Consider the following 23,674-nt stretch of genomic DNA (forward strand, 5'->3'; position numbering starts at 1 on the left):
TGCTCCTCCCCTCTCGGTGCGGCTCCTGGTGAGCAACACCTGGCTCGGAGCGGTGTTACGGCCCTGCCCGGCATGGGCCAAGCTGGTGGGGACGACCGCGCGCCGTCCGCGCGTGGCGCCCGACCCGTTGTGGAGCCCCTGATGCCCAAGAAGGCCGCGTCGAAGATCGGTGGTCTGGTGACCGCCGTTGTCGGCGTCCTCGCCGTCGCCGCGTTCGTGCTGTACCAGCTGGGAGTGATCGAACCGGACCCCGAGCGCACCGCCGAACCCCGGGACGACGGTTCGTCCGCGCCCGGGGACGGCGGCGCCTCCTCGTCGGTGGAGCAGGCCCGGCAGTGGATGGAGGAGTTGCGGGTGGAGGAGGAGAGCGACCCGCCGGGGTACGACAGGGCGCTCTTCCCCCACTGGGACAGCGGTGTACAGGACAACTGCACCACCCGTCAGGTGGTCCTGCTGCGCGACGGAGAGGACGTGCGGGTCGACGACGACTGCCAACCGGTGTCGGGTTCCTGGTACAGCCCCTATGACGGGGAGACCCTGACCGAGGCGGAGGACCTGGACATCGACCACATGGTGGCCCTGAAGGAGGGCTGGCGCTCGGGCGCCCACGCGTGGACGACCGAGGAGCGCGGGCACTTCGCCAACGACCTGGACTCCTCCCAGCTGTGGGCGGTGAGCGCTTCGACCAACCGGTCCAAGGGCGACGCCGATCCGGCGGACTGGCTGCCGCCGTTGGAGTCCTCGCACTGCGACTACGTGGTCTCGTGGATCGAGGTCAAGCACGTGTGGGACCTGACCGTGGACCCGGACGAGGAGGCGGCGCTGCGCGAGGTGCTCTCGGGCTGCTGAGGCCGGTTCAGGCGGGGTTGGCGGCTCTGACGCCCCGTGCGGTGGTCAGGAGTTCCTTCTGGCCGACGAGGCCGAAGGCGTCGCGGACCTCCACCGCCACCCCCCTGAAGGGCGTCCAGAACGCCTCGGTCTCGCCGTGCAGGGCGGTGTGGCCGTTGTTGTCGAACTCGGTGAGCTCCCAGTCGGGTGAGCGCTCGTGGTACTCGGTCAGGAAGCCGCGGACGGCGGACAGGTCGGTGAGCCTGTCGCCGCGCATGACCAGGACCTGGAGGACCACCCTGGCCCCTCCCCCCTCCAGGGTCGTCTCCCACACCCGGCTGGAGAAGGACACGCCGCCCCACTCGTAGTCGAAGTCGGAGACCGAGGTCTGGTCGTCGATCTGGTCGGGCAGGTGCCCGATGGTGAATCCGTCCAACTCTCCCCCTCGTGGGCTGGCTGCGGCCGGGGCCGCGACGAGTGCGAGCGCGGCGGCGAGGACCGCCGCGACCCACCGGAGAACACGCATGGTCACCTCCGGCGGCGGTAGCGGGACCCTCCCGCACCGCCGCCACTTCTTATGGTGGGACGCCGCGGAGGCCCCTACCAGAGTGTCCTCGAACCTGTGGAAAACCCCCGTCGACACGCGCGGGGGCCGCGTCGGAGCCCCCTACCCCGGCGGTCAGGGGACGAACGTGTCGGTGAGGAACTCCGCGATCGCCAGGGAAGACGTGGCCGCGGGCGAGGGCGCGTTGCGCACGCACACCACCCGCCCGTGGGTGTCCACGTGGAAGTCGTCAAGCAGGGAGCCGTCCCGGGCCAGTGCCTGGGCGCGCACCCCGGACGGGGCCGGGCGCAGGTCGGCGGCGGCCAGTTCGGGCAGCAGCCGCCGGGCCTGGGCGGCGAACGCGGCCCGCGAGGCGGACACGAGGGTCTCCCGGGCGCCCACGGTCCAGTGGCGGCGGGCCAGGCGCCAGAACCCGGGCCAGGACAGGGTCCGCGCGAGTTCGCGGGTGCGCACGTCGCGTGCCCGGTAGCCCTCCAGAGCGGTGGCGAGGATGGCGTTGGGCCCGGCCATGACCTCGCCGTGAACGTGGCGGGTCAGGTGCACCCCGAGGAAGGGGTAACGCGGGTCGGGGACGGGGTAGAGCAGGCCGTTCACCAGGTGTCGGCGCTCGGGGACGAGTTCGTGGTACTGGCCGCGGAAGGGCACCACCCGGGGGTCCTCCGCGGCGCCCGCCATGCGGGCGAGGCGGTCGCTGTGCAGGCCGCCGCAGACCACCAGCCGGTCGAAGCGGTGGACGAGCCGCTCGCCCCGGGGGTCGCCGGTGAGGACGCGGACGCCGTCGTGCTCCTGGCGCAGGTCCAGCACGGGTGTGTTGAGCAGGACCCGGCCGCCGGACCGGCGCACGTCGTCGGCGAACTGCTCTGCGACGGCGACGAAGTCGGTGACGGCGGTGGTCGGTGAGTGCAGGGCGGCGACGCCCGCCGCGTGGGGTTCGATCTCGCGCAGGCCCTCGGGGCCCAGCCGGGTGACGCCGGGGACGCCGTTCTCCCGCGCACGGCGTTCGACGTCGTCCAGGCGTGCCTCGTCCTCGGCGTCGGCGGCCACGAGGACCTTGCCGACCTCGTGGTAGGGCAGCCCGTGTTCGGCGCAGTAGTCCCTGAGCAGGCCGACGCCGCGCCGGCACAGCGTGGCCTTGAGGGATCCGGGCCTGTAGTAGAGCCCGGCGTGGACGACGCCGCTGTTGTGGCCCGTCTGGTGCGCGGCGACCCGGTCCTCCTTCTCCAGGACGGTGACGCGGGTGCCGGGGCGGTGGAGGGTGAGGCGGCGGGCGAGGGCCAGGCCGACGATGCCCGCTCCGATGACGCCGATGTGTTCGGTGCTGCGCATGAGCGGCACGCTAGCAATCCGGGTCCGGGCGGGAGGAGGGCGGACCGGTCACAGCGCGCGCAGGCCGACGAGGACGGCGTGCAGCAGGTCCTCCCGGCCCAGCGGGCGTGAGGGGCCGCAGCGCTGGAGCGAGCCGTCGGCGACCATGTCGGAGACGATGGCCCTGACCTGGCCGACCGGCAGGCGCACCTCGGCGGCGAGCTCGACGACGGTACGCGCGCGCAGTGCGTGGCGGAGGAGGGCCTCGCGTTCGGGCCGCAGCAGTTCGTGGCGGCCCGGGACGCGGGCGGCGACGACGAGGCTGAGCAGGTCGGGCTCGTCCGGGCCGCTGCGGGGGACACCGAAGGCGTGGGCGTCGGGATCTCCCGCGGCCACGGCGAAGGGGCGCAGGAAGCGCTCCTGGCCGGGTTCCTCCTCGGGGACGGGGAGGGCCGGAGGCGGGTCGGAGTGGGTTCTGGGAGCGTGCGCGGCCGCTCTGCGACCGGGGCTGCCGTCAGCTCTCACCGTTCCCCCTCGGCTGCGTGGGGGCGGGTGCGCGCACCGCGCCGTCGGGCCACGGTCCGGGGACGGTTTCCTGTCCGAGCGGGTGTCCGTACGAGTCCGGGAGGGGGTGTTCCCCCGTCTCCCCCGGCGCAGCGGGGCCGCCGGACGCGGGAACGGAACCCTGCGGTCCGGTGTGTGCGAGGACGACGCCGTACGGGCCGGTCGGGTCCGGCTGCGGGGCGAAGGGCTGAGGGCCCGTCTGCCCGGAAGGCGGCACGGGGACCTGCGGACCGCTCTGTCCGGCGGGGGCGGCGGAAGGCCGCGGACCTGTCTGTCCTCCGCGCGCGGGAACCTGCGGGCCGGTCCGGTCCGGCCTCGGTACCGAGGGCTGCGGACCGCTCTGTCCGAGAGGCGGCACGGGGACCCGCGGTCCGGTCGGGTCCGGTCGCGGCACGAAGAGCTGTGGGCCGGTCTGTCCCGGAGGCGTGGCGGGAGCCTGCGGGCCGGTTCGGTACTGCGTCGCCAGGGGCTGAGGACCGCTCTGCGCCGAGGGCGGCGCGGGAGTCTGCGGGCCGGTACGCCCGTGGACGGCGCCGTCCGCGCCGCCCGCACCGTGGCCGCGCGTGGTGAGGGCCGCCCGCGCGGGGGGCGCACCCCACCCGGCCGCAACGCGCGCCTCCCGTCCGTGCGCCGCCGGGCGGCCCGTGGGCGTGCCCGCGACCGTCAGGAGGTTGTCGACCGGTTCCAGCAGCGAGGCGGGGATGAGCACGGTGGCCCGGGTGCCTCCGTAGGGCGAGGGCCGCAGCCAGACCCGGACCCCGTGCCGACCGGCCAGGCGGGACACCACGAACAGTCCCAGCCGGGGGTCCTCGGGCAGGGCCATGACGTCGAACTCGGGAGGCTGGGTGAGCGTGCGCTCGGCCTCCGCGTAGCCGCGCTCGGACATGCCCAACCCCCGGTCCTCGATCTCCACCACCAGCCCCTCCGCGGCCGGGGTGCAGCCGACGTCCACGGGCGTGCCCGCAGGGGAGAACTGCGTGGCGTTCTCGACGAGCTCGGCGAGCAGGTGCACCACGTCGGCGACCACCTGCCCGTGCATGAGCACGCGGGGCGCCGAGGTCAGGCGGACGCGCTCGAAGTCCTCGGTCTCGGCGATGGCGGCGCGCAGCACGTCCACGAGCGGGCGGGGCTGGCGCCAGCGGCGGGCCGACTGCCCCCCGCCGAGGATGATGAGATTGTCGGAGTAGCGGCGCGCGCGGGTGGCCAGGTGGTCCAGGCGGAAGAGGCGGCGCAGCGCCTCGGGGTCCTGTTCGTGGTACTCGATCTCGTCGAGCAGGCGGAGCTGGCGCTGGACCAGGGCCTGGTTGCGGAAGGCGATGCCCAGGAAGGCGCGGTTGGCCCCCCGGCGGATCTCGGCCTGGAGCACGGCCGACTCCACTGCGGTGAGCTGGGCGGCGTCGAAGGCCTCGGCGACCTGGCCGATCTCGTCGTCGCCCCACTCGTCCAGCGGAGGCAGCTCCTCCTGGACGTCGACCTTCTCGCCGCGCTGGGCGCGGTCGACGATGTCGGGCAGGTCGCCGTCGCGGTCCAGGATCTGTTCGCGCAGGTGGGTCAGGCGATCGGTGAGGCGGCGCGAGGAGCGGCCGACCACGGCGATGGCCACCGCGCCGCCCGCCAGGGTGAGCGCGGCCGCCGCCACGCCCAGGAAGACGCGCAGCAGCGCGGCGCTCCAGGCCAGGTCGATGGTGCGCCTGGCCTGGTCCCCCGCCAGGTCCTGTAGCGCCAGGGCCGCCTCGGCGGAGGAGCCGTCCCAGGCCTGCGCCCTGATGTCGACGTCGGCGTTCCAGCCCGAGCCCGTGGCCCCCTGGACGGATTCGTCCGTTGCAGATGGTTCGTCAGGTTCTGCGAGCGGCTGCCGGGTGACCACCCGGCGGCTCAGCTCCTCCGCCCGGGACCAGGCGGGCAGCGAGACCATCTCCTCGTAGCGGGCGGCCACGCTCGGGTGCATGGCGGTGCTGGCCGGCTCCAGGGTGTCGCGGTAGGAGGCGGTGAGGTAGGTGAAGTGCGCCGTCTCCTCGTAGCTCATCTCACCCCGGGCGATGGCTCCCGCGAGCAGCGCGTCGGCGGTGGAGTAGGCGGAGGACGCGCTCATGAGTTCGCTGGTCAGGACGGCGTCGGTGAGGTTCTCCCCGCCGTCGGTGGTGTGCACGAGCGCGGTGATGGCGCCGGTGGTGCCCGCCAGGGCCTCGCCGTAGCGCAGGATGGTCTCCTCCTGCCCGGCGTCGTGCGCGTCCACGTCCGCGCGGACCTCGTCGAGGACCCCGGCGCTGTCCACCAGGTCGGTCGCGCTGCGTTCGACCTCGTCGTCGCGGGTCCCGCGCAGCCGCTCGGCGAACGCGACGGCCTCGGCCACGGCGGTGTCTGTGCGCTCGCGCTGCTCGTCGAGGGCCGCGCCGACCCCGTCGTCGCGGGCGCCGGTGCTCTCGAAGCGGCCCAGGTGGACCAGGGAGAGGCGGCGTTCGGCCTTCACCTCCTCCGCCGCGGCGGAGAAGACCTGTGTTCCCTCACGGGCCTGGACGACGGCTCCCATGAACTGGACGGCGCGGATGGTGCCGATGGCGGCCACGACGAGCCAGAGCGCGAGGAAGCACAGGCTCGGGATCAGCACGATGCGGGTGAGCTGTCTCCGGATCGTGGGCGCGTTGTCGCGGATTCTGCGCATGGCCCCCTCCGGCCTGTGCGGTTGCCGGGCGGCGAGAGGGCGCCCCGGCGGCTTTCGGTCAAGCCGAGGCTATCGAAGAATCCTTGCTTTATGCTGTCAAACGATCACTATCAGTTGCCTTTTCTTGGGGCGGTTCCCGCCCGTGGATGTGTTAACGGCCGCTCTCGGGGCGAGAAACCGCAGGTCCGGAGGCCGGGCGCACGCGACGGGGGCCGCCCGCTGTGCGGACGGCCCCCGGGAGGCACACCGTCGTGTGCCGGGTTACGGCGTGTCGCGCCCTCGGGGCGCTGTCGGAAAGGTCGCGTTCGTGGCGGCCGCGCCGTCAGGATTCCGGACGGTGCCGGGATCCCACCGGGGCGGGCAGTTCCTCGACCGTGGGCGGCTGCTCCACGCCCAGGGAGTTGAGGACCTCGGCGTAGCGCAGGGCGGCGATCTTGCCCAGCAGGCTGTCCGCGCCCAGGGGCGCGCCGAGCCTGGCTCCGAAGCGCGCGGCGAGCGCCTCCAGCTCCTCGCGGGGCAACTCCGGCCCCAGGGCGCTGGGCGCGATCACCGGGCGCTTGCAGCCGCCCTGTCTCAGCTGGCCCACGACCTGCTCGACCGCGGCCTCGTTCTCCAGGTCGGCGGGGAGCACGGTCAGGCCCAGGCGCGCGGCGAGCAGCACGGCGCTCACCCCCGCGGCCCCGGCCGCGGCCTCGCCGCCCACGGCGCCCACGATGATGCCGTCCGCCATGGTGGTGTCACGGGCGACGACGCTGATCAGGCGCATGCGGTCCGCGCGGACGTATCCGGACTCGGCCAGGCGCAGGTGCAGCACCTCGGCGAGCATGGGGTGCGGCCCCAGGCCCTCGGTGATGCGCGCCTCGGCGCCCGTCCGGGCGACGGCCGCCTCGATCGCCGCGGACGTGTCCGCGTGCGGTGCCGTGACCAGCGGGACGACGACGGCGGACAGGGGGCTGCCCTGGTCGTCCTTGAGATCGGTGAGGGCCTCGGTGAGGCTCTGTTCGTCGCCCTCGGTGTGGCCGTAGCGGATGGTGACCTCGGGGCGGTAGGCGCGCACGAGGTCGGCCATCCGGGCACCGATCGACCCACCGTCGGCGCCCCTGGCCCGGTCGGCCGTGCCCGGGACCGCCATGATCAGGGCGGGGGTGCCGAACCAGTTGTCGAAGGACAGCGGGTTGCGGTGGCGGCCGGAGCGCCGCTTGGGCAGTTCGCGTGGGGGAAGTCGGTCAGAGTTTCGCATACCAGGATTCAGATGAGAGGCGGATGGGGTGCCCGGTGGGGCCGGTGGTCACTGCCGCGACATTGTAGCGTTCGGCACCTTGTTGCACGGGCGTGTCCTCCGAACGTATACCGGATCGAATCCACAGGGATTGTCCGGGTCCGCGACCCGGACGTGTCACCCGCTCATGACGGGGCTCCGGCCCCGGATCACGTGGGTGACCAGCTCCACCAGCACCTCCTTGCAGGACTCGCGCTCGCGGGCGTCGGCCATGATGACCGGCACCTCGGCGGAGATGTCCAGCGCCTCGCGGACCTCCTCACGCCGGTAGGTGGTGGAGCCCTCGAAGCGGTTCACCGCGACCACGAAGGGCAGTCCGCGGCGCTCGAAGAAGTCCACGGCGTGGAAACAGGTGTTCAGGCGGCGGGTGTCGGCCAGCACGACCGCGCCCAGCGCCCCCTGGGAGAGTTCGTTCCACATGAACCAGAACCTGTCCTGTCCGGGGGTGCCGAACATGTACAGGACGATGTCGGGGTTGATGGTGATGCGGCCGAAGTCCAGGGCGACCGTGGTGGTGGTCTTGTCCTCCACTCCCCCGAGGTCGTCTACGCCGTAGCTGGCCTCGGTCATCACCTCCTCCGTGCTGAGCGGGGTGATCTCGCTGACGGAGCCGACCAGTGTGGTCTTGCCCGCGCCGAAACCGCCCGCGACGATGATCTTGACCGCCTGGGGGATCGCTTCCTGCGGCCTGGTGTCAGAGTCTGCGGATGCCATCGAGTACCGCCTGAAGTACTTTCTTCTCGGGAAGCTGGGTCATGGGCGCCCGGGTGCGCACGTCGCCGTCGGCGAGGAGGTCTCCCAGGAGCACCCTGACGACGGTCAGGGGGATGTCGAGCCGGGCGGAGATCTCGGCCACCGATATGGGTCTGCGGCACAGGCTCAGGATGGCCTGCTGTTCGGGCTCTCCCTCCCGGTCCCCGCGGTCTGCGGCGGCGACGACGATGGTGACCAGGTCCAGGCGCGGACCGGTCCGGGGCCGGGTGCGGCCCCCGGTCATGGTGTACGGGCGCACGAGCTGACCCGAGGGGGCGTCGCCGAGCACGACACCCGCCGCGGGCCCCTCCGAGGTCGGGTGCCCCCTGCCCCTGTACCAGGCCAGTGCCTGGCTGCCGGACAGCGGCTGCGCCGCCTCGTCCGGAGCCGGTGGCACGGCCGGCGGCGCTCCGCGCCGCTCTCCGGGCGTGCTCATGAACCGGCGCTCCCGGTGACGGTGAGGTGGTCCGGCCTGCGCGGCGCGGCGGTGAGGAACTGGCCCACCCGTTTGACCCGCAGGTTCATCTCGTAGGCGACCAGGCCGACGTCGGCGTCCTCGCTGGCCAGCACCGCCAGGCACGCTCCGGCGCCAGCGGCGGTGACGAAGAGGTAGGAGTGCTCCATCTCCACCACGGTCTGGCGGACGTCGCCGCCGCCGAAGTGTCGGCCCGTCCCGCGTGCCAGGCTCTGGAACGCCGACGCCAGGGCCGACAGGTGCTCGGCGTCCTCGGAGGCCAGTCCCCGCGAGCCTCCGAGCAGCAGTCCGTCGGCCGACAGCACGATCGCGTTCTCGGCACCGACGACGCGGTCGACCAGGTCGTCCAGGAGCCAGTCCAGGTTGTCAGCGGCCTTGCTCTTGCCCACCATGTCAGTCGCTTTCTCCCGTGTGATCGTCGGCGCTCGCACCGACCTGACCGTCACTGCTGTGTTCACGTTCGTCGGCGTCGGCCCCGATGTCCGCGGCCCGACCCCGCCGGGTCCCGGCGCTGAAGGCGTCCATCATCCGCCGTGCCTGTTCGGGGGTGCGCCGGGAGGAGCCCGGAGGGTCGGCTTCGTCCCACTCCGGCGGGTCCGCGGCTCTGAGCTGGGGTGCGAGGCTGGCCTGGCGCCTGCGCCGGGGAAGCCCGGGGCGGCCGGGTGCGGCCCCGACCCGGCCGGGCCCGTGTTCGGTCCCGGGAGCCGCGTCCGCGTTCCCGGGGTCGGAGGCGGGCGCGGGTACCCGGCGCAGCAGGGGCGTGCCCCGGGCCGGGCGCGCGCCGTCGCCGTCGCCGTCGCCGTCGCGGGGGACCGGGCGCAGCAGGGGCCGGGTCCGGTGGGGGGCGTCCTGCGCGGTGAGCGTGTCGCCGTGCTGCCCCGACGGCTCGCTCAGTACCGAGTGGGCGCCCTGGCGGATGGCCGCGCGGGGCAGGTCCGGGGCGTTGGAGGAGGAGGCGACCAGGGCGCCGGGGATGAGCACCACCGCCCGGGTGCCTCCGTAGGGCGAGTGCCGCAGCTGCACCCGGATGTCGTGTTTGGCGGCGAGGCGGGCGACGACGAACAGGCCCAGGCGCGAGTCCCCGCCGGAGGTCATGACGTCGAACTCGGGCGCCTCGCTGAGGGTGCGGTTGGAGCTGGTCAGGACCTCCTCGGTCATGCCGAGGCCCCGGTCCTCGATCTCCACGGCCACGCCCTTGGGCACGGACTCGGTGGCGATGGTGACCTGGGTGTGCGGCGGCGAGTAGGCGGTGGCGTTCTCGACCAGCTCGGCGAGCATGTGGATGACGTCGGCCACCGCGGCGCCGGCCAGCGACAGGTCGGGGACGGAGGTCAGGCGGACCCTGGTGTACTCCTCGGTCTCGGAGATCGCGCCGCGCAGGATGTCCACGAGCGGGACGGGGTGGCGCCAGCGGCGTCCGGGCTGGGCGCCGCCCAGGATGATGAGGTTCTCGGCGTGGCGGCGGCCCCGGGTGGCCAGGTGGTCGAGTTGGAAGAGGCTCTCCAGCAGGTCGGGGTCCTCCTCCTCGCGCTCGACGCGGTCCAGCAGCTGGAGCTGGCGCTGGAGGAGGGACTGGTGGCGGTGGGCGATGCCGAGGAAGACCCGGTTGACGCCCGCGCGGATGTCGGCCTGTTTGACGGCGGCGGCGACGGCGGTGCGCTGGGCGATGTTGAAGGCGTCGGCGACCTGTCCGACCTCGTCGTCGCCGTGGTCGAGCTGTTTCATCTCGGTGTCGAGGTCGACCTGCTCCCCCGACTCCAGGCGGCGGACAATGCGGGGCAGGTCGCTGCGCGCGCTGCCCAGGGTGTCGGCGCGCAGCTGGGCGAGCCGGTGGGTGAGGCGCCCGGCGGAGCGGGCGGCCACACCGTAGGCGAGGGTGCCCGCGAAAAGGGAGGTGATGCTGCCGCCCAGGGCGAGGGTGAGCATCCAGGAGCTGGCCTGCTCGGTGGCGGTGACGACGGAGACGGAGCGCGTGGCGGTGATGTCGGCCAGCTCGGCGTTGACCTGGTCGGCGGCCTCGCGCCAGCCCCCGAGCCCCTCGGGCGGCGCGGGGTCGCGGGTCTGCTCGCCGGTGAGGGCGTCCACGACGAGAGGGGCCTCGTACGTGGCGAGGGTGTCCGCGACGGAGAGGGCGTCCTGCCAGGAGCGGCTCTCGGCGAGGGCGGTCAGGGCGGGGGGTTCGCCGTCGTCGGCGGCGGGGCCGGGAGGGGCCATGTCGACGCGGTGGCGGGCGTCGGCGGTGAGCGCGGCGACCTGTGCCTGCTGGAAGCGGTCGAGGGAGTCCTCGGCGAGCACGGCCGCGATGAGGGCGTCGGCGTGGCTGAAGCTCTCCTGGGCCCACATCAGGTCGGTGACGGCGGCGGCCTCGGCGGCGGCGGGCCCGCTGTCGAGGGAGCGGGCGGTACCGGCGTAGAGGCGAATGCCCTGCCCGATCGCGGTGGTGTAGACGGTGAGGGCGTCCTCGGCGGGGCCGGGTTCGGCGAGGTTCCGGGCGCGCAGCTCCGTTACCTCGGTCAGGGAGGTGAAGAAGTCCTCGGAGAGGGGTTCGGTGTCCGGGTCGTCCCGGTCTCCGATGGTGCCGCGCAGGTCGTGGACGGGGGCGAGCGCCTCGTCGGTGCGCGAGGCCGCGTCGGACAGGGCGGCGCGGCCGTCCTCGGCGGGGTCGGCGAGGTAGGCGGCGCTCAGGCGGCGTTCCTCCTGGAGGAGGGTGAGCGCCGCGGCGAGCCGGATCCCGGCGCGGCCGTCGCCGACCGAGGAGCGCAGCGACACGGCCTGGACGAGTGTGGCCGTGCTGAGGACGACGAACAGCGCCAGGAAGGTGATGCTGGGGATCAGTACGATCCTGTTGATCTGAGCCCTGATGGCGCTGCGGCCGGTGCCTCCCGTGTTCCCCATTGCCTTCCTCCCACGGACTGGTCGCGGGCGCCTGTCGGACGTGGGTCGCACCGCACGACGCGCGGATGCGCCGAAAGTGCCGTGCGCCGAGGGGGCGTCACGGTTCGCACAGGGCAGACCACGCCTGGTGCCCGCAGAATCAGGACGCTACCGCACTCTCACGGCGGGTGCCGGGCGAATTCCAAAATGGGTGTGACGTGGGCGCGGGGACCGTGGACGCGGACGCCGTGGGGTGCCCCGCGAACGCGTACGGGCGCGCCGCCCCCGGCGGGGTCGGCGCGCCCGTACGTGGCTGCGGCGGGGCTCAGGCGGTGAAGGCCTTGCGGTGCTGCTCGATGTCCGAGCGCAGTTTCTCCAGCTGCTCGGCCACGCGTACGGGGGCGGTGCCGCCCTTGTCGGAGCGCGAGGCCAGCGATCCGGACACGCTGAGGACCTCGCGCACGGCGGGGGTCAGGTGCTCGGACACGGCGGCGAGGTCGTCGTCGCCCAGGTCGGGCAGGTCGATGCCGCGCTCCTCGCACACGCGCACGCAGGCGCCCGCGATCTCGTGCGCCTCCCGGAAGGGCACGCGCTCGCGCACCAGCCACTCGGCGATGTCGGTGGCCAGGGAGAAGCCCTGCGGGGCGAGCTCGGCCATCCGGTCGGTGTGGAAGGTGAGGGTGGCGACCATCCCGGTCATCGCGGGCAGCAGCAGGTGGAGGGTGTCCACCGCGTCGAAGACCGGCTCCTTGTCCTCCTGCAGGTCCCGGTTGTAGGCCAGCGGGAGCCCCTTGAGGGTGGTGAGCAGCCCGGTGAGGTCGCCGACGAGGCGCCCGGCCTTGCCGCGGGCGAGTTCGGCGACGTCGGGGTTCTTCTTCTGGGGCATGATCGAGGAGCCGGTGGAGAAGGCGTCGTCGAGCGTGACGAAGGAGAACTCCTTCGTCGCCCACAGGATGACCTCCTCCGAGAGCCGGGACAGGTCCACGCCGATCATGGCGGTGACGAAGGCGAACTCGGCGACGACGTCGCGGGAGGCGGTGCCGTCGATGGAGTTGTCCACCGAGTCGGGAAAGCCCAGCTCGGCGGCGACCGCGCGGGGGTCCAGCCCCAGGGAGGACCCGGCCAGCGCGCCGGAGCCGTAGGCGGACACCGCGGCGCGGCGGTCCCAGTCGCGCAGCCGTTCGACGTCGCGCACCAGGGGCCAGGCGTGTGCCATGAGCTGGTGGGCGAGCAGCACGGGCTGGGCGTGCTGGAGGTGGGTGCGGCCGGGCATGGCGGCCTCCGGGTGGGCCGCGGCCTGGTCGGCCAGGGCCCGCACCAGGTTCAGGAGCTGGTCGGCGATCTGCCGGGCCTCCTCGCGCAGGTACATGCGCACGAGGGTGGCGATCTGGTCGTTGCGGGAGCGCCCGGCGCGCAGCCTCCCGCCCAGTTCGGTGCCGACCCGCTCGATGAAGCCGCGCTCCAGGGCGGTGTGCACGTCCTCGTCCTCCAGGACGGGGGTGAACGCCCCGGAGGCCACGTCGGCCTCCAGCCGGTCCAGGCCCTCGATCATGCGGTCCAGCTCGTCGGCGGTGAGCAGGCCCGCCCGGTGCAGGGCGCGGGCGTGGGCGCGCGATCCGGCGATGTCGTGGCGGGCCAGGCGCCAGTCGAAGTGGGTGCTCAGCGACAGGCGCGCCAGGGCCTGGTCGGGGCCGCCCTCGAAACGGCCTCCCCACAGGCGCAGCGCCTCGGGCTGGTCGGCCATGGTGGTCTCTCCTTGACGTGTGGTGCGGCGGTGCGGGGCCGCTGCCCCGCACCGCTCGGGTGCTACGTGCGCGGGCGCCGGTCGCGGGGCCCTGCGGTCCCGGCGGGGGCCCGGGACGTCCTCGTACGAGGTTACGGTCTGCGGTCGGCCAGTCGCAGGAGGGCGGCGGCCAGGTCCTCGCCGCCCTGGGGGTCGCGGGAGATGACCAGGATGGTGTCGTCCCCCGCGATGGTGCCCAGGATGGCGTGGAAGTCGGTGTGGTCGATGGCGGAGGCCAGGTACTGGGCCGCGCCGGGCGGGGTGCGGACGATGACCATGTTGGCGGAGGCCTCGGCTGAGACCAGCAGGTCCTCGGCGAGCCGGGTCAGGCGCGCGCCGGAGACCTGTTCCAGGTCCAGGCTGTCGGGGCGGGTGCGCTGGAGGCGTTCGCCCCCCTCCCCCGGCAGCACGTAGACCAGGTGGCCGTCGGCGGTGCGGAGCTTGACGGCGCCCAGTTCGTCCAGGTCCCGGGAGAGGGTGGCCTGGGTGACCTGGACGCCGGCCTCGGACAGGCGCCTGGCCAGCTCGCCCTGGGACCTGACGTCCTCCCGGGTGAGGACGTCGGTGATCCGGGCGTGTCTGGCCGCCTTGGTCATCGGTGCCGTGCCGCCGTTCTCCGCCGTCATGGGCGGAGGGCCCCGGGGTTGTCGCTGGCCTCCAGCAGGAAGGCGAGCAGGGCCTTCTGGGCGTGGCGGCGGTTCTCGGCCTCGTCCCAGACCACGCTCTGCGGCCCGTCGATGACCTCGGCGGAGACCTCCTTGCCGCGGTAGGCGGGCAGGCAGTGCAGGACGATCGCCCCGGGGTGGGCGGTGGCGAGCAGGTCGGCGTCGATCGCGTAGGGGAGGAAGGGCGCCTCGCGGTCGGCGGCCTCGTCCTCCTGGCCCATGGACACCCAGGTGTCGGTGGCCAGGACGTCGGCCCCCCGGGCGGCCTCGCGGGCGTCGGCGGTGACCGTGACCGACCCGCCGGTGGTGGCGGCGATCTCGGCGGCGCGCGCGACCACCGCGGGGTCGGGCTGGTGTCCCTCGGGTGCGCCGACGCGCACGTGGAGTCCGGCGGTGGCGCCGCCGAGCAGGTAGGAGTGGGCCATGTTGTTGGCGCCGTCGCCCAGGTAGGCGAGGGTGAGTCCGGGCAGGTCGCCCTTGTGCTCGCGGACGGTCTGGAGGTCGGCCAGGATCTGGCAGGGGTGGAACTCGTCGGTGAGTGAGTTGACCACCGGGACGGAGATGTGGGCGGCCAGGGTCTCCAGGTCGCTCTGGGCGAAGGTGCGCCACACGACGGCGGCGACCTGGCGTTCCAGGACGCGGGCGGTGTCCTCCAGGGGTTCGCCGCGGCCCATCTGGGTGCTGGCGGTGTCCAGGACCAGGGCGCTGCCGCCCAGGTCGGCCACGCCCACGGCGAAGGACAGCCGGGTCCGGGTGGAGGGCTTGTCGAAGATCAGGGCGACGGTGCGCGGACCGGCGAGCGGCCGGTGGCCGAAGCGGTCCTTCTTCATGTCGTCGGCGAGGTCGAGGACCCGGGCCTGTTCGTCCGGGGTCAGGTCGTCGTCGCGCAGGAAGTGGCGGGTCACGGCTACTGCTGCTCCTTCGTGGCTGCGGCCTCGGCGGCGTCCAGGATGGTGGGCAGCGCCTCGATGAACAGGCCGATCTGTTCGGGTGTGATGACCAGGGGCGGGGCGATCCGGACCGCGTCGGGCGCCACGGCGTTGACGAGGAAGCCGCGGACGGCCGCCTGTTCCTGCACGTGGGCGGCGTGCGGCGCGGTGAGCTCCAGGGCCCGCCACAGTCCGCTGCCGCGCTGTCCGGCCAGCAGGGTGTGGTCGATGGAGTCGATCTGCTCGGCGAGCAGGTCGCCCATGACGGCGGTGTGGGCGAGCAGGTTCTCGCTCTCGATGGTGTCGAGGACGGCGAGGGCCGCAGCGCAGGCGACCGGGTTGCCGCCGAAGGTGGAGCCGTGGTCGCCCTTGGCGAAGGCGTCGGCGTAGCGGCCGAAGCCGACGCAGGCGCCGATGGGCAGGCCGCCGCCCAGGCCCTTGGCGAGGGTGAGCACGTCGGGGCGCACGTCCTCGGCCTGGTGGGCGAACCAGCGGCCGGTGCGGCCGATGCCGCTCTGGATCTCGTCGAGGACGAAGGCGGCGCCGGTGTCGTCGCAGATCCGCCGGACCCCGGCGAGGTAGCCCTCGGGGGCGGGGACGACCCCGGCCTCGCCCTGGGTGGGTTCGGTGAACACCGCGACGCAGTGCTCGTCGACGGCTTCGGCGAGGGCGTCCAGGTCGCCGTGGGGGACGAAGCGCACGTCCATGCCGAAGGGGCCGAAGGGCTCGCGGATGGCGTCCTTGCCGGTGAGGGCGAGGGCGCCGGAGGTGCGGCCGTGGAAGCCGTGGGACGCGGCGACGAAGTAGTGGCGGCCGGGCCCGGCGGCGCGCTTGACCAGTTTGAGCGCGGCCTCGTTGGCCTCGGTGCCGGAGTTGGCGAAGAAGACCTTGGCGTCGCCGCCCACCAGGGCGATCAGGCGCTCGGCGAGTTGGACCTCGCGTTCGTGGACGAACAGGTTGCTGGTGTGGGCGAGCGTGGCCGCCTGGTGGGCGACCGCCTTGACCAGGGCGGGGTGCCCGTGTCCGAGGCTGGAGACGGCGATTCCGGCGATGAGGTCGAGGTACTGGCGGCCGTCGGCGTCGTAGACCTCGCAGCCGCGCCCGAGGGTGAGGGCGACGGGCGGGACGCCGTAGTTGGGCATGAGCGAGGCCGCGAAGCGCTCGCGCAGGTGGGAACCGCTGGTCACTGTGCGCCTCCTGCGTTGGTGACGGTGCTGTGGTCGCCGCGCCAGGGGCGCGGGGTGTGGCCGTTGCCCGCGAGCAGGGCGGCCTCCAGTTCCTCGTCGGCGACCATGGTGCCCACGCCCTGGTCGGTGAAGACCTCCAGGAGCAGGGAGTGGGGCACGCGGCCGTCGATGATGTGGGCCTGGGGGACGCCGCCCTCCACGGCGTGCAGGCACGCCTCCATCTTGGGGAGCATCCCCGAGGACAGGGAGGGCAGCAGCGCGCGCAGCTCGTCGGCGGTCAGACGGCTGATGAGCTCGGTATTGCTGGGGTAGTCGGCGAACAGGCCCTCGACGTCGGTGAGCACGATGAGCTTGCTGGCGCCCAGGGCCACCGCGAGGGCGGAGGCCGCGGTGTCGGCGTTGACGTTGTAGACGCCGCCGTCGTCGGCGCGGGCGACGCTGGAGACCACGGGGATGCGGCCGTCGTCCAGGAGCGCGGCGACGGCTCCGGGGTCGACCCCGGTGATCTCTCCGACGCGGCCGATGTCGACGGTCTCGCCGTCCACCTCGACGGTCTTGCGCACGGCGGACAGCAGGTTGGCGTCCTCGCCGGACATGCCGACGGCGAAGGGGCCGTGCTGGTTGACCAGGCCGACGATCTCGCGGTTGACCTGGCCGGTGAGGACCATGCGGACGATGTCCATGGCCTCGTCGGTGGTCACGCGCAGCCCTGCGGTGAAGGTGGACTCCACTCCGGCGCGTTCGAGCTGGGCGCTGATCTGGGGGCCGCCGCCGTGCACGACGACGGGGCGCAGGCCCGCGTAGCGCAGGAAGACGACGGACTCGGCGAAGCGGGCCCGCAGTTCCTCGCTGATCATGGCATTGCCGCCGTACTTGACCACGACGGTGCGGCCGTGGAAGCGGGAGAGCCAGGGCAGCGCCTCGATGAGGTGGGCCGCCTTGTCCAGGGCGTGGGCCCTGGCCGGGTCGTCGGTGGTGTGGGGTGAGCGCGCGATCATGAGTTCTGGGCCCGGTCGTGGTCGGTGGCGGGGGTGTCGGCGCGCAGCTGGGTGCCCAGCTCGGCCAGCACCTCGGTGAGCAGTGCGGCGAGGTCGTCCTCGCGGGGGGACGTGCCGCTGGCTCCGCTGGCCATGAGCAGCACGGTGTCGTTGGCGGCGGTCAGGGGGGCGAGGGAGGCGGCGACGGCGTCGGCGAGCAGGCGTCGGCACTGGTCGGCGGTGACGTCGGCGTCGGTGGTCAGCACGCACAGCGCGGTGGACAGGGAGGCGTCCGGGCCCTTGGCCATGGCGCCGATGGTGTAGCCGTCGCCGCGCCGGAAGGCGATCTTGGCGACGGTGTCGGTGGTGCGGATCGCGTCGGCGGCGTCCAGCCCGCCGCCGCGCGAGGCCTGGGCCAGGGCGGCGGTGACGCCCCGGAGCAGGGCGTCGGAGCCGGTGCGCCCACCCGCGGGTCCGGCGGAGCAGAGCACGACCTCGGCGGCGGAGTCGTCGAGCAGGTCCGCGGTGTGCTCGGCCGCGGCGTGGACGTCCTGGAAGCCCGTGTCGCCCCCGCCGGAGTCGATGACGGCGGCGCGCACGCGTTCGCCGGAGAGGACCTGCTGGGACCACAGGACGGGGGCGGCCCTGTCCTCGGCGGCGGTGAAGACGGCTCCGGCGGCGCGGGAGGGGCCGTCGTTGACGACCACGGCGACGTCCCGGGCGCCGCCGTCCCCGAGCCCGGCTGCGACCCCGGCCGCGCGGAAGCCCCGGGGCGCGGTGACGCTCACGGGGCGACCGCCGCGAGCGGGAGGCCGGTGTCCTCGGGCAGGCCGAGGGCGAGGTTGGTGCTCTGGACGGCGCCGCCCGCGGTGCCCTTGGTGAGGTTGTCCAGGGCGGCGACGGCGACCATGCGGCCCGCGTCGGGGTCGACGGTGACCTGCACGAGGGTGGTGTTGGCGGCCAGCGTCATGGCGGTGCTGGGCCAGGTGCCCTCGGGGAGCAGGTGGACGAAGGGCTCGTCGGCGTAGGCGGTCTGGTAGGCCGCGCGGATCCGCTCGGCGGTGACGCCCTCCTTCAGGGGGGCGGTGCAGGTGGCCAGGATGCCGCGGGGCAGCGGGGCCAGGACCGGGGTGAAGGAGAGCCTGACAGGTTCGCCGGTGACCGCGGTGAGGTTCTGGGCGATCTCGGGGTTGTGCCGGTGGGCGCCGCCGACCCCGTAGGGGCTGAGGGCGCCCATGACCTCGCTGCCGACGAGGTTGGGCTTGGGGGCCTTGCCCGCGCCGGAGGTGCCGGTGACGGCGACGACGGTCAGGTCGGGTTCGACGAGCTGCTCGGCCAGCCCCGGGAAGAGGGCCAGCGTGGCGACGGTGACGTGGCAGCCGGGGACGGCGACGCGGCGGGCGCCGGTGAGTCGCTCGCGCTGTCCGGGGAGTTCGGGGAGACCATAGGGCCAGGTCCCGGCGTGCGGGGTGCCGTAGAAGCGTTCCCAGGCGGCGGCGTCGTTGAGGCGGAAGTCGGCGCCGCAGTCGACCACGAGGGTGTCGTCGCCGAGCTGCTGGGCGATGTCGGCGGACTGGCCGTGCGGGAGGGCCAGGTAGACGACGTCGTGTCCGCGCAGCTCCTCGACGGTGGTGGGCGCCAGGATCCGGTCGGCCAGCGGCAGCAGGTGCGGCTGGTGCTGGATGAGGGGGGTTCCGGCGTTGCCTCCGGCGGTGACCGCGCCGATGGAGATCTCGGGGTGCCCCAGGAGCAGGCGCAGCAGCTCGCCTCCCGCGTAGCCGCTGGCTCCGGCGATGGCCGCTGTGTGTCCCATGGTGGTGCCCCCTGATCAGTTCGACTGAACTATCATGCACTCACATGCAAATGTATGCAACCAGATTCCCGCCCAGTGTGTGCGGAGTCTCGCCAGGGGACCGCCCGACTACTCGGTGCGCTTGGGATGGCGCGGACTGGCGCGTTCGATCCACACCGTCCGGCGCTCCTCATCGACGAAGAACCAGATACGTCCAGCAGCCGTTACTTCGATCTGCCAGCGCGCAACCGGTTCGCCTCTGAAGAGTTCCGTCGAGAGGGTGCCCTTCATCTGATGGTGCCGGTCCGGGTTGCGGGTCTCCTGAGGGTGACTGCGCATGATGGACCAGGCGTCATACGTGTTGCCCGGCACCTGGTTGCAGAGTTCGTCCCAGCCCTTGGCCGCCTCCGTGTTCTGGAAGCGGATCTCGTATTCGCCCTTCTTTGGAGGGGGTGCGGCCCGGGCTCCGCGCTTAGAACTCATCCCACCCCCCTGGAGGCGAAACCGGCCCGAAGTCGGCGTCAGGATCACGCTCACGCGTCAGTGCTTCCAGCGTCTCGGGGTCCGCGTAGACCTCAGCGGTGTGCTTCCACTGGGTCACCAGCGTCAGCACCGGGGCGTTGGTGTCCAACTCCTCGATGGCGTGCAGCAGTTCGGCGAGCTCGGCGAGAAACATCTCGGCATCCTGCTCCGGCAGAAATCTCATCCACGGGAACACCTCAGGAGCTACTTCGAGCGCCATGCGGCGTTTCTCCTCACCACCCGAGATCAAGGCACGCAGAAAGCGCACCGCAGCGTTCACCAGCGCGTTGTGCTCGCGATCAGCGTCGGCGTCGCGCAGCACGAGGTCCACGTCATCCCTCCGGCGCAGGCGCAGCTCATGCGCACGGGACTCGGCGAGCTTGGCCGTGGTCGCCTTGGGTCTGTTGATGAGCTCGGAGAAGGGCACCTCAGGAATCATGGTCATGACATTGAATGTACTTCAAATGTCACACGCTGACAGGAGAATCCGCAGAACGCGTCAGCGGCCCGAGATGCGGGTGGCGATCCCGGCCAGGCGCGAGGTGTGCGCCTTGTCCTCGGTCCGCGACTCGCGGCGGTCGGCGCTCCGGTACAGCCCGTGGATGACCTGCGTGCCCACCCAGCGCAGCGGCTCGGGCTCCCAGCCGCGGTCGCGGTGGCCCACCCACGGCAGGCGGGTCAGGTCGGTCTCGCGGCGCAGGACCAGGTCGCGCAGGGTGCGCCCGGCCAGGTTGCTGGCGGCCACACCGCTGCCCGCGTAGCCGCCCGCCCAGCCCAGGCCGGTCTCGGTGTCCAGGTGCACGGTGGGGCGCCAGTCGCGCGGTACCCCCAGCACACCGGACCAGGCGTGCTCCACCGGCACGTCGGCCACGTCGGGGAACATGCGGGTGAGCGCCCGCCACAGTTCGGCGATGGCCTGCGGCTGGGTGGCGCCCTCCTCCTCCTGGGCCGAGCCGAAACGGTGCGGGACGCCGCGCCCGCCGATCGCGATGCGGTCGTCGGCCGTGCGCTGGGCGTAGACGTGGGAGTGGGCGGTGTCACCCAGCAGCTCCCGGCCCTCCCAGCCGATCTTCTCCCACAGTTCGGCGGGAACGGGCTCGGTGACGATCATCGAGGAGTTCACCGGCTGCCAGTCGCGGCGCTGGCCGCGCAGGGTGGAGGTGAAGCCCTCGGTGGCGCGCACGACGTGGTCGGCGTAGACGGTGCCGTGCGCGGTGACGACCGCCGGGCGGGCCGCGCCCCGGCGGGGGCGGATCTCCTCCACCTCGGTGCCCTCGAAGACGGCCACGCCCAGGTCCTCCACCACCCGGGCCAGCCCCGTGACCAGCTTGGCGGGCTGCACGCGGGCGGCGTGCGGGGAGTAGGCGCAGGCCACGGCCCCCGACACCGACAGCCGGGGCTCGCGCTCGCCGTCGAGCAGGTGGATGTCGTCGGGCCAGTAGCCCCACTCCTGGAGGTACTCGATGTCCTCGGCCAGGCGCTGGCGCTGGGCGGCGTTGGTGGCCACCAGGCGCATGCCGCCGCGGACGACGTCGGCGTCGACGCCCTCGGCCTCGGCGACCGCGACCACCTCGGTGACGGTGTCCATCATCGCCCGCTGCAGGGCGACCATCGCGGCCTTGCCGTGTGACTGCGCGTAACGCTCGCGGGAGCCCGCGAACTCCGCGGACAGCCACCCTCCGTTGCGGCCCGAGGCGCCGAAACCGGCGAACTCGCGTTCGACCACCGCCACGCGCAGGTCCGGCTGCTCCTTCTTGAGGTAGTAGGCGGTCCACAGGCCCGTGTACCCGGCTCCGACCACGCAGACGTCGTAGTCGGCGGTGCCGGGCAGGGGTGCGCGGCGCTCCGGGAGCCCGGTCTCGCGGAACCAGAAGGAGACGCCTCCGTTGGCGAAGCGCGAGGACCGTGGAATCGCTCTCATCTGCGCTGCAGTGGTGAACAGTCCCATGATTCCCCCCGAAAAACTGTGCGCTCACGGTCCACCCCGCGGGACCCACGAACTCCCGCCAACCTACACGGGAACGGCGGCCGGTGGGATCTCCTCCCCCGCCTTCGGGGCCGGTGGCACACCGGCGGAGCGCGGTTTCGGCTACCGAGAGTTCCGACCCGAACGCGCCGTCAGCAACAGGAGCTGTCACGGAGCGTACGCGCGATGGCGGCGAGCCGGCGCACCCCGTCCTCGCCGAGCGGGCCCAGGACGTGTTCGCGCAGCCGCTCGACGTGTCTGGTGCGGGCCTGACCGATGAAGTCCAGGCCCCTGTCGGTGAGGACGGCGTAGACGACCCGGCGGTCCGAGGCGCAGTTCTCCCGTTCCAGGTAGCCCTCGCGCTCCAGGCGGTCCGCGAGCTTGGTGAACCCGCCCGTGCTCAGGCTGACCTCACGGGCCAGGCGGCTCATGGGCAGCCGGTGGCCGGGCGTGCGCTGGAGACGTATGAGCACCTCGAACCACGGCCCGGCCATGTCCTTGCCGTCCGGGGTGATTCCGCCCAGGAGCTTGGGCTGGACGACGTTCATGGCCTCGTGGACCAGCCCCCACGCGGTGATGAGGTCGTCGTCGCTGGTCGCGTCGCCCGCCCCGCTCGCTCTGCCCGCGGCCTCGATCGGCTCTGTGGTCATGTCCGCTCCCTGTCCCTGCCCGGGCGGACGCCGACGCGCATCCCACCCACAAGAAATATCTTCCCAGTAAATTTTACTCGACGCGGGACGTTTCGCCCAGTGGATTTGTCCCGAACACGTCACACCCGGCGCGCGGAGTCACGCACCGGGTCGGGAAGGCGGCTGTGGGAGGCGGTCGGAGGAGGGCGGTCGCGGGAGGAGGTTTCCTCCACGGGGCCCCGCCGGGGACACGGCGGGGCCCCGTGGTCAGTGCCGGGCCGCGACCGCGTCCAGCGCGGCCGCCAGGGTGGACACCATGTGGTCGATCTGCTCCCAGGTGATGATGAGCGGCGGAGAGACGAGCAGCGCCGTGGGAATCGGCCGTACGATCACGCCGCGTGCCCGCGCCTCGGCGAACACCTCCTGGGTGGTGATCCCCCGGCCGCTCAGCGCCTCCTCGGTGAGCTCCACCGCGCCCATGACGCCCAGGCCAGAGCGGACCTCGGCCACCATCGGGTGGTCGGCCAGACCGCGCAGGGCGCCGTCCAGCTGGCGCTCGATCTCCAGCGACACCGTGAACAGGTCCTCGCGCTCCAGGATGTCCAGGTTGGCCATCGCCGCCGCACACGCCGTCGGGTGCCCGGCGTAGGTGGTCCCGTGCAGGAACGGATTGCCCTCGCCGTTGTAGAAGGGGTCGGCCACGCGTCCGCTGACCACGACGCCGCCCAGCGGCAGGTACCCGCTGGAGACGCCCTTGGCGAAGACGATCATGTCCGGGTCGACACCGAAGCGCTCGATGCCGAACCAGTTCCCCATCCGGGCGAAACCGCAGATGACGCTGTCCACGACGAACAGCACGCCGTACTTGTGGCAGATCCGCGACACCTCGGCGAAGTAGTTCTCCTCCGGAAGGAAGACCCCGCCCGCGCCGACCACCGGCTCGGCGAAGAAGGCGGCGACCCGCTCGGGGCCGACCCTGAGGATCTCCGCCTCCAGGGCCTCGGCCGAGTCGTGGGGCACCACGGAGGTGTCCTCGACCAGCCTGCCGTAGCCGCTGCGGAACCGGTCCATGCCCGAGATGCTCGTGCCGAACCCGTGCAGACCGTGGTAACCGCCGGTCCGGCTGATCAGGTGGGTGCGCGCGGGCTGGCCGGTCACCGCCCAGTACCGCCGCGCCAGCTTGGCGGCCGTGTCGATGGACTCCCCTCCCCCACAGGTCAGGATCACCCGCGGGTCGGCCACCGGGGCGTGCGAGGCCAGGCGCTCGCACAGTTCCACCGCGGGCCCGTTGGCGAAGTCCCCGTAGACCGTGTAGGCGTCCAGGGTGCTGATCTGGCGGTGGACCGCGTCCGCGATCTCGGTACGGCCGTGGCCGACGTTGCAGTACCAGAGGCTGGCCGTACCGTCCAGGTAGCGGTCGCCGGAGCTGTCCCAGAGCCATACGCCCTCGGCGCGGGCCACCATGAACTCCGGACCCCTGACCACCGTGTTCATATCGCAGAAGGTGTGCCAGAGGCGACTGGGCTCCCGCTGTTGCGTGGGAGCGAGTGCGGACGAGACAACCGTTTCGGTCATATGGCGACCTCCGAGCCGTGTCATGCGCGAGAGCGCAGTGGAAAACTCAGGTTGATCCAGCCTGCACACGGGCGCCCGTTGGTGGCAGGTGCTTGCAGGCTAAGCGTGCGACCCGCCTCACAGCAAGAGCCAAAACGAAGATCCATGCCCCGAAACACAAACTTCATGCCGGTTACCCTCGGGGGTCGGCACCAAAACCCTTGCTGGGCTGGAAGAACTCGCCGAAAAACAATCTGGGATCCGGGCCCGACGACGGAGCTTTCACCGACACGTCTGGCGTGGCGTGACGGTGTGCGGCCTCCGCGCCACACGCGGCGCGCGGTCCCGCGTACACACGCGGGCGG

At 72.9% G+C, this 23,674-nt stretch carries 22 protein-coding genes; 1 reads left to right on the forward strand and 21 read right to left on the reverse strand.

Annotated elements, in window-relative coordinates:
* Nucleotides 1-141: 141 nt before the first annotated feature.
* Nucleotides 142-849 carry a GmrSD restriction endonuclease domain-containing protein gene (locus tag PV789_RS19960; RefSeq protein WP_274974042.1) on the forward strand — a complete coding sequence of 236 codons (708 nt, stop codon included), beginning with the start codon at nucleotides 142-144 and terminating at the stop codon, nucleotides 847-849.
* A 7-nt stretch (nucleotides 850-856) separates the two neighbouring features.
* Here PV789_RS19960 and PV789_RS19965 read toward each other — a convergent pair whose 3' ends face one another.
* The 21 genes from PV789_RS19965 to PV789_RS20065 all read right to left on the reverse strand — a co-directional run bounded on the left by PV789_RS19965 (nucleotide 857) and on the right by PV789_RS20065 (nucleotide 23,249).
* Nucleotides 857-1,264 (reverse strand): hypothetical protein, encoded by a 408-nt coding sequence (locus PV789_RS19965; protein ID WP_368045843.1) that lies wholly within the window; start codon nucleotides 1,262-1,264, stop codon nucleotides 857-859.
* 243 nt (nucleotides 1,265-1,507) lie between these two features.
* Entirely contained in the window at nucleotides 1,508-2,719 is a 1,212-nt protein-coding gene (gene lhgD / locus PV789_RS19970; RefSeq protein ID WP_248771286.1) for an L-2-hydroxyglutarate dehydrogenase, read from the reverse strand.
* Between the two features lie 48 nt (nucleotides 2,720-2,767).
* Nucleotides 2,768-3,223 (reverse strand): DUF742 domain-containing protein, encoded by a 456-nt coding sequence (locus PV789_RS19975; RefSeq protein ID WP_274974044.1) that lies wholly within the window; start codon nucleotides 3,221-3,223, stop codon nucleotides 2,768-2,770.
* Nucleotides 3,213-5,924 (reverse strand): nitrate- and nitrite sensing domain-containing protein, encoded by a 2,712-nt coding sequence (locus tag PV789_RS19980; protein WP_274974045.1) that lies wholly within the window; start codon nucleotides 5,922-5,924, stop codon nucleotides 3,213-3,215. The genes PV789_RS19975 and PV789_RS19980 overlap by 11 nt, the downstream gene beginning before the upstream one ends.
* Before the next feature lie 322 nt (nucleotides 5,925-6,246).
* Nucleotides 6,247-7,164, reverse strand: a complete 918-nt coding sequence (locus PV789_RS19985; RefSeq protein ID WP_274974046.1) for a sirohydrochlorin chelatase — start codon at nucleotides 7,162-7,164, stop codon at nucleotides 6,247-6,249.
* A gap of 156 nt (nucleotides 7,165-7,320) precedes the next feature.
* Nucleotides 7,321-7,917, reverse strand: coding sequence for a GTP-binding protein (locus PV789_RS19990; RefSeq protein ID WP_248771289.1), 597 nt, complete (start codon nucleotides 7,915-7,917; stop codon nucleotides 7,321-7,323).
* On the reverse strand, nucleotides 7,898-8,392 hold the full coding sequence (locus PV789_RS19995) for a DUF742 domain-containing protein (RefSeq protein WP_248771290.1): 495 nt from the start codon (nucleotides 8,390-8,392) through the stop codon (nucleotides 7,898-7,900). Before PV789_RS19995 ends, PV789_RS19990 begins: the two co-directional genes overlap by 20 nt.
* On the reverse strand, nucleotides 8,389-8,823 hold the full coding sequence (locus tag PV789_RS20000) for a roadblock/LC7 domain-containing protein (protein ID WP_212643572.1): 435 nt from the start codon (nucleotides 8,821-8,823) through the stop codon (nucleotides 8,389-8,391). Before PV789_RS20000 ends, PV789_RS19995 begins: the two co-directional genes overlap by 4 nt.
* A 1-nt stretch (nucleotide 8,824) precedes the next feature.
* Nucleotides 8,825-11,326: a sensor histidine kinase gene (locus tag PV789_RS20005; protein ID WP_274974047.1), complete on the reverse strand. Its 2,502-nt coding sequence runs from the start codon at nucleotides 11,324-11,326 to the stop codon at nucleotides 8,825-8,827.
* A gap of 304 nt (nucleotides 11,327-11,630) precedes the next feature.
* Nucleotides 11,631-13,049, reverse strand: coding sequence for an argininosuccinate lyase (argH, locus tag PV789_RS20010; protein ID WP_274974048.1), 1,419 nt, complete (start codon nucleotides 13,047-13,049; stop codon nucleotides 11,631-11,633).
* Nucleotides 13,050-13,180: 131 nt separating this feature from the next.
* Nucleotides 13,181-13,714 (reverse strand): arginine repressor, encoded by a 534-nt coding sequence (locus PV789_RS20015; protein ID WP_248771294.1) that lies wholly within the window; start codon nucleotides 13,712-13,714, stop codon nucleotides 13,181-13,183.
* The gene (gene argF, locus PV789_RS20020) at nucleotides 13,711-14,658 is read right to left on the reverse strand and encodes an ornithine carbamoyltransferase (RefSeq protein ID WP_274974049.1); all 948 of its coding nucleotides are present in this window, start codon (nucleotides 14,656-14,658) and stop codon (nucleotides 13,711-13,713) included. The genes PV789_RS20015 and argF overlap by 4 nt, the downstream gene beginning before the upstream one ends.
* Before the next feature lie 2 nt (nucleotides 14,659-14,660).
* Nucleotides 14,661-15,869 (reverse strand): acetylornithine transaminase, encoded by a 1,209-nt coding sequence (locus PV789_RS20025; RefSeq protein WP_274974050.1) that lies wholly within the window; start codon nucleotides 15,867-15,869, stop codon nucleotides 14,661-14,663.
* Nucleotides 15,866-16,867, reverse strand: a complete 1,002-nt coding sequence (gene argB / locus PV789_RS20030) for an acetylglutamate kinase (protein ID WP_274974051.1) — start codon at nucleotides 16,865-16,867, stop codon at nucleotides 15,866-15,868. Before argB ends, PV789_RS20025 begins: the two co-directional genes overlap by 4 nt.
* Complete coding sequence (locus PV789_RS20035) at nucleotides 16,864-17,634, reverse strand: bifunctional ornithine acetyltransferase/N-acetylglutamate synthase (RefSeq protein ID WP_274974052.1); 771 nt, start codon at nucleotides 17,632-17,634, stop codon at nucleotides 16,864-16,866. The genes argB and PV789_RS20035 overlap by 4 nt, the downstream gene beginning before the upstream one ends.
* Nucleotides 17,631-18,659 (reverse strand): N-acetyl-gamma-glutamyl-phosphate reductase, encoded by a 1,029-nt coding sequence (argC, locus tag PV789_RS20040; RefSeq protein WP_274974053.1) that lies wholly within the window; start codon nucleotides 18,657-18,659, stop codon nucleotides 17,631-17,633. Before argC ends, PV789_RS20035 begins: the two co-directional genes overlap by 4 nt.
* Before the next feature lie 108 nt (nucleotides 18,660-18,767).
* Nucleotides 18,768-19,121: a hypothetical protein gene (locus PV789_RS20045; RefSeq protein WP_274974054.1), complete on the reverse strand. Its 354-nt coding sequence runs from the start codon at nucleotides 19,119-19,121 to the stop codon at nucleotides 18,768-18,770.
* Nucleotides 19,111-19,605 carry a hypothetical protein gene (locus PV789_RS20050; RefSeq protein ID WP_274974055.1) on the reverse strand — a complete coding sequence of 165 codons (495 nt, stop codon included), beginning with the start codon at nucleotides 19,603-19,605 and terminating at the stop codon, nucleotides 19,111-19,113. The genes PV789_RS20045 and PV789_RS20050 overlap by 11 nt, the downstream gene beginning before the upstream one ends.
* 54 nt (nucleotides 19,606-19,659) lie before the next feature.
* On the reverse strand, nucleotides 19,660-21,081 hold the full coding sequence (locus PV789_RS20055) for an NAD(P)/FAD-dependent oxidoreductase (protein WP_274974056.1): 1,422 nt from the start codon (nucleotides 21,079-21,081) through the stop codon (nucleotides 19,660-19,662).
* Nucleotides 21,082-21,278: 197 nt separating this feature from the next.
* Nucleotides 21,279-21,776 carry a MarR family winged helix-turn-helix transcriptional regulator gene (locus PV789_RS20060; RefSeq protein ID WP_274974057.1) on the reverse strand — a complete coding sequence of 166 codons (498 nt, stop codon included), beginning with the start codon at nucleotides 21,774-21,776 and terminating at the stop codon, nucleotides 21,279-21,281.
* Between the two features lie 246 nt (nucleotides 21,777-22,022).
* Complete coding sequence (locus PV789_RS20065; protein ID WP_248771304.1) at nucleotides 22,023-23,249, reverse strand: aminotransferase family protein; 1,227 nt, start codon at nucleotides 23,247-23,249, stop codon at nucleotides 22,023-22,025.
* Between the last annotated feature and the right edge of the window lie 425 nt (nucleotides 23,250-23,674).

This window comes from Nocardiopsis camelliae, from assembly GCF_028993595.1.
Taxonomy (GTDB): Bacteria; Actinomycetota; Actinomycetes; order Streptosporangiales; family Streptosporangiaceae; genus Nocardiopsis; species Nocardiopsis dassonvillei.